This is a genomic window from Novosphingobium organovorum, from assembly GCF_022832435.1.
GTDB lineage: Bacteria > Pseudomonadota > Alphaproteobacteria > Sphingomonadales > Sphingomonadaceae > Novosphingobium > Novosphingobium organovorum.
Window position 1 is genome coordinate 1 of record NZ_JALHLF010000162.1, and the last position, 5,622, is coordinate 5,622.

5 protein-coding genes are annotated in these 5,622 nt (G+C 69.0%); 1 reads left to right on the plus strand and 4 read right to left on the minus strand.

The genetic code is table 11. The features are described 5' to 3' along the window. Positions 1-124 precede the first annotated feature (124 nt). On the minus strand, positions 125-1,306 hold the full coding sequence (locus tag MTR62_RS19560) for an amine dehydrogenase large subunit (protein WP_244024101.1): 1,182 nt from the start codon (positions 1,304-1,306) through the stop codon (positions 125-127). Between the two features lie 142 nt (positions 1,307-1,448). Between MTR62_RS19560 and MTR62_RS19565 the strand changes: the two genes are divergently transcribed. Beyond that, positions 1,449-2,096: a TetR/AcrR family transcriptional regulator gene (locus tag MTR62_RS19565; protein WP_244024103.1), complete on the plus strand. Its 648-nt coding sequence runs from the start codon at positions 1,449-1,451 to the stop codon at positions 2,094-2,096. Positions 2,097-2,106: 10 nt separating this feature from the next. On the opposite strand, the gene qhpE is transcribed toward MTR62_RS19565, so the two are convergent. The 3 genes from qhpE to MTR62_RS19580 all read right to left on the minus strand — a co-directional run. Further along, positions 2,107-2,916: a subtilisin-like serine protease QhpE gene (gene qhpE / locus MTR62_RS19570; protein ID WP_244024105.1), complete on the minus strand. Its 810-nt coding sequence runs from the start codon at positions 2,914-2,916 to the stop codon at positions 2,107-2,109. Beyond that, a complete protein-coding gene (locus MTR62_RS19575) occupies positions 2,909-4,705 on the minus strand; it encodes an ABC transporter ATP-binding protein (protein WP_327194441.1) in 1,797 nt (598 codons plus the stop codon). The genes qhpE and MTR62_RS19575 overlap by 8 nt, the downstream gene beginning before the upstream one ends. After that, a partial coding sequence (locus MTR62_RS19580; protein WP_244024107.1) for an NAD(P)/FAD-dependent oxidoreductase occupies positions 4,702-5,622 on the minus strand: 921 nt, incomplete at its 5' end. The genes MTR62_RS19575 and MTR62_RS19580, both read right to left, overlap by 4 nt.

Sequence of the window (5,622 nt, forward strand, 5' to 3'; positions counted from 1 at the left end):
GTGCCGAGCGCCGGGGAGAGCCCGGTCAGCCGCGAGGCCGCCTCGGCCAGGCGGCGGGGCTGGGCCAGCTTGTGCGCGGCCGAGACCAGCAGCACGAGCGCGAGGAACAGTGAGAGCGCGGCCATCACTGCACCGGCATCAGGATGAGCGGGTTGAAGGTGGTCGTCGCCCCCAGGTCGCGCACCGGCGCGCCGCTGGTGGCGTCGAACACGGCAATGTCGCCATCGCCGCGCGCGACGACGAGCTGGGGCTGGTCCTCGCGGGTCACCGCGATCGAGGAGGCCATGCCGCCAAGATCGATGCGGCGCAGCTGCCGGTTGGCAACGGGATCGACGACCCAGACCTCGCTCCCGCCATCCTTGTGGCTGCCCTCGCGGCCCTTGGGGTTCATCAGGACGTAGAGCAGGCCCCGGGCGTCGCTGGCGATGACCTGCCAGCCACCCGGACGCCATTCGGGATCGCCGCCGGGCGCCGTGCCGACGCTGGCGGCGGGGAGCGGACGGGCGACGGGGCCGGACAGGTCGAAGCCACGCAGCTCGCCGTGGTAGCTCACGAACCAGGCGGTCTGGCCGACCATCGCGGGATCGCCGAACAGCGGCTGGTTGTCGATGTCCTGCACGTTCTCGATGGTCTTCGAACTGGCCACCGCCCCTTTCGCGTCGAGCGCGATCGAGATCAGCGAACCGTCGGCGCACAGGCTGGTGAAGCCGCGCGCGCCGGTGGGGTAGATGTGCGCGCAGCCGGGCAGATCGATCTCGCCCAGCACCGTGCGCGCGCGCAGATCGACCACGGTGACCGACTGCGCGGGCGTGAAGTTGGCGACGAGCGCCCAGGTCTGGTCGTTGGTGAACTGGAACAGCCCGGTGTAGGACACCGATTGCTGGCGCTTGCCGCCGGGCAGCACGATCTCGCCCTTGGGCTTGAGCGTGGCGGTATCCCAGATCGTGATGGCGTCGGTCCGCTCGCCATGGGTCAGGCGGGGGTAGAACGTCTCGGCGGTGTAGATCTCGTTGTTGCGGCGCGACAGAAGCGCGTTGGCGAACTGCGCGGCGCGCACCAGGCCCTTGAGCGGCTGGTCGCTCGAACGCGTGTCGACCACCGCGATGCGCCCGTCGACGATCGCGTTGAAGTGGAAGTCATGTACCAGAACCCAGCTCGCCGGATACTGTGCGGGAAGCTGCGCGACGCTGGGTAGCGGTTCTTCGGGAAGCGGTGTCGAGAAGTCGTTCGCGGGATTGGCAATGGCTGGTGCGGCGACGCTTAAAACGAGCGCACTAATAGGCAGCCTGAATCGCTTCAGACGCATCGGTTTTACCCCCTGATTTCATGCGGTTTGTTTGCTTGTGAGACTAAAGGTGATGGATATTGCCAATTTTTGTCAAGTGACCTAAATTTGATTCGAGCAAAAAATTGTTGCGATGCAGAAACGGACTCAGGGCATTGAAAATATGAAGAATTATGCGGTTCAGGTGGCCGATCTGGCGTTTCCGATGCGGCAGGGCGGCTACGCCAAGGGGAACGAGACGCGCGAGGCGATCCTGCGCTGTGCGCTGGGGATTCTGGTCGAGGAGGGCTACCGCGCGATGAGCATGCGGCGAGTCGCCACGGCGAGCGGGATGAAGTTCGGCAACCTGACCTATTACTTCCCCACCCGCGAGGACCTCGTGCGCGAACTTCTCGAGGCGGTCATCACCGCTTACGAGCGTGTTTTCGACGAGCTGAGCGAGCGTGTCGAGCCCGACCCCAGGCGCCGTCTCGCCGCCTATTGCTCGCTCATCCTGCAGGACATCCGCACCAAGAAGACGACCCGCGTGTTTCCCGAGCTATGGGCGCTGTCGAGCCACGACCCCTTCGTTCTTTCGCGCGTGCAGGACCTCTATCGGCGCGCGCAGGTGCCGCTCGTCGGGATCGTCGCCGAAATGCGCCCGGACCTCAGCGAACCGCAGCGCGAGGCGCTGGTGCTGTTCATCTCGTTCTCGATGGAGGGCACCACCCCGTTCGCGGGCTTTGGCAAGCCCTACGAACCGCGCATGCCCGAACTGGAAAAGGTGGCGGTGCACGCCTTCCTCACGCTGGTCGAGACGTACCGGCCCTGAAGAGATGTCCTCAGCCGTCCGCGCGGGCGAGCGCTTCGACGAGAGCCTGGCGGAGCGCCCCGGCCGGGTCCGTCGCGGGCGCGCGTCCGGCGCTGCGGCGCGCCTCGCAGGCGAGCGCGGTAAGCCCGGTGACTTGCGCGACGGCAAAGCTGATCCCGTAGAGATTGCGGGTGTGGGCGACGCCCGGGATCGCGCGTGGGTAGCCCGAGGCGGTGAGCGTGCCGGGGAAGGCGGGTTCGGCAAGGCAGCGCGCGCGCGGGCAATCCCAGTCGAGCCTGACGCCCAGCACGCCGGGAAGCTGGCCGGGCAGGCAGGGGGTGCCTTGCGCGTCGTGCGCCGCGACGAGCGCTATCCCCGCACCTTGCGCTTGCGCGACGACCTGCGCGAAGACCGCTTCGTGCGCCGGGTTGGGCGAGCCCAGGCTGAGGTTGATGAGGTCGACTTCCTGCGCGATCGCCCAGCGGACCCCTGCGACGAGCGCGGCGGCGCTCGCGCTCAGCTTGTCGGCAAAGACGCGCACGGGAAGGCACGTCGCCTCGGGCGCTTTCTCGAGGATCGCGGCGGTGACCGCAGTGCCGTGGCCAAGCTGGTCGAGCGTGGCCTCGGGCGCCTCGATGAGCGCGCCTTCGCGGGTGATCTGGACGCCCGGCGCGATCCGCGCAGGGGTGATGTGCGGGTGGTCGGGATGGACGCCGCTGTCGATCACCGCGATGCGCACGCCCTTTCCGCTGGCGCCGGGAAACAGCGCGGGCAGCGGCCGGTCCGGATCGAGCGCGGGGACCCCTGCGGGCGCGCGGGGCGAGGTGTGGGTGTCAGGCATCGGTTCCGGTCCGCATCGGCTGGGGCGCGCGGACTTCGACCGCGCGGCCATTCTCGATCGCGATCACCCGCTCGGCCACTTCGGCAAGCGCGGGGCGGTGGGTGATCGCCAGGATCGTCGCATCGGGAAGCGCGGCGCGCAGGCCGAGCGCAATGCGCCGTTCGGTCTCGGGATCGAGCGCGGCGGTCGGTTCGTCGAGGATCAGCACGTCGGGCCGGCGCAGCAGCGCGCGGGCGAGCGCGATGCGCTGGCGTTCGCCCGCCGAAAGCGCGAGGCCCCGCTCGCCCGCCGGGGTGTCGAGCCCGCGGGGCAGGCGTTCGAGCAACGGGTCGAGCCCGGCCTGATGCGCGGCGGCAAGGATTGCCGCGCGCGGGGTGTCGGGCAGGGCGAAGGCGATGTTGGCTCCGATCGTGTCGTTGAACAGATAGTGCGTCTGGTCGAGCAGGATGACGTGCTGGCGCAAGTCGAAGATCTTAAACTCGCGCAGGGGCACCCCGTCGAGCCGGATCGTGCCGCTGCCGGGATCGAGATAGCGCACCAGCAGGTCGGCGAGCGTCGACTTGCCCACCCCGCTTGGCCCCAGCAGCGCGCAGAAGCTGCCGCGCTCGATCGTGAGGTCGAAGTGTTCGAGGATCGCTCGACCCTCGTGCGCGATGGCGACATCCTCGAAGCGGATGGCGTCTTTCAACCCGGTGAAGGGGCGGGCCTGCGCCGCCTCGTGGACTTCGGCTTCGGTGTCGAACAGCTCGAAAATCCGCGCCAGCGAGACCCGCGCCGAACTCAGCCCCGAGACCAGCCCCATCAGCGTCTGGATCGGCCCGAACAGGCGCGACTGGTAAGCCATGAAGGCGACCAGCGTGCCGATCGACATGGTGCCCGCAATGATCTGGTAGCCACCGTAGAGGATCACGCCCGAAGTGGTCACCGCGAGCAGCGTGCCGGGCACCGCACCGGCCATGAACGAGGTGACCTGCATGCGCAGCATTGCCTCGACGAAGGCGCTGTTGCGCGTGCGGAAACGCTCGGTCTCGTGCCGGGCGGCGTTGAGCGAGGAGATCACCCGCATCCCCATGACCGTGTCGACGAGCAGGCTGCCCAGATCGGCGCCGCGCTCGCGCATGGTGCGGGTCAGGCGGTCGAGCTTTTTCTGGTAGTAGAGAAACAGCGCGACGCAGGCGGGCAGGAGCACCACCGCGAGCACGAAGAGCTGCCAGTCGAGCCAGAGCATGATGACCACGCCGCCCACCAGCATGAGCAGGTTGGAAAGCACCGAGAGCATCGTGTCGGCGGTGACGCGCTGGATGTCGCTGACGTCGCTGTTGATGCGCGACATCAGGTCGCCGAGCCGGAAGCGGCTGTAGAAGCGGGGCGAAAGCGTCTGGAGGTGGCGCAGCAGCGCGACGCGGATGTCGAACAGCATGTCGGCCGAGGTCGAGATGTAGCGGTAGCTTGCCAGGATGTTGAGCGCGTAGTTGGCGACCGTTACCCCGACCATCGCGAGCCCGATCGCGACAAGCGCGTTCATGTTGCGCTGGAGCAGCGCGTCGTCGATCAGCAGCTTGGACAGGAACGGCTGGGCGAGACCCATTGCGGTCGACAGCAGGCTGACCGCGAGCACCACGAGCAGGCGGCCGAGATAGGGCCTGAGGTAGGGCAGCAGCCGCGCATAGCTGCGCCAGTTGGCGATGGCTTGCGGGGCTTGCAGGGCCTCGGGGCCGACCGGGATGCCACCGCGCGGATGGGGGAGGGGCGCCTTGTCGGCCGGGGTGCTCAAGCGCGTATCGGTCAAACGGGTGTCTCGATCGGAATAAGGGTCAGGCCATCGAGACGGTAGCGCGGTTCGGGAAAGCCCGCCAGCGCCGCCGTCGTGGCTTCGAAAGCCTGCTGGGTGCTGGCCAGCTGGTCGCGCCACCAGGGCGAGGGATGGCCGGTGGCGTAGAACTGCGCGCTCTGGCGCAAGTGGCGCCGCATCGCGGCGAGCAGCATCGAATGGTAGTGCTCGCGGTAGGGGCGCGTGGCTTCCTCGCTGCCGTCGGTCCCGGCAATGGCGGTGAGCACCGCGCTTGCCAGGATCGCTTCGCGCGCGGCCTGTGCGGTGCCATCTCCGCACAGTGGATCGAAGGCGATCGCCTCGGTCCCGCACGCCAGCCAGTCCGGCCCGGCGAGCGTCTCGAGCATACGCGGGGCGGTTTCGAAGCGCGCGCGCGGCGCGGCGGTCGGGGTGATGCGCGGCGCGACATGGCGGCTCGCGGTGAGCAGGGCATCGGGCTCGCTGCCGACGCAAAGCAGCCAGCCGGCGCCTGGCCCCGAAGGGATCAGGAACAGCCATCCCCCCTCGACCGCCTCGATCCAGCAGGCGCTTTCGTCCTCGCCATGGTGGAGCGCGACCGGCACCGCCGCGGCCTCGCGCTGGCCAAAGCGGCGCAACGGCACATCGGGGTAGGGGCCTTGGGCGCGGATGGTCATCGGACGGGGGAAGGCGCGCGGGGCGCACGCTTGGGGAAGCGGCACCGCGTCGAGCGCGGCGCGCAAGGCCCCGCTCGACAGCACGAGCGCGTCGTGGGGCACGCTGCTTGGTTCGCCGCCGTCCCAGACGACGATGCGCCGTTTGACGTGGGGCGCATCGCGCAGCAGCGCGGGAGCATCGAGGCACTGGCGCAGCAGGCCCACCGCGCCCGCGCCCAGCAGGATCGCGGGCGTCGCGCC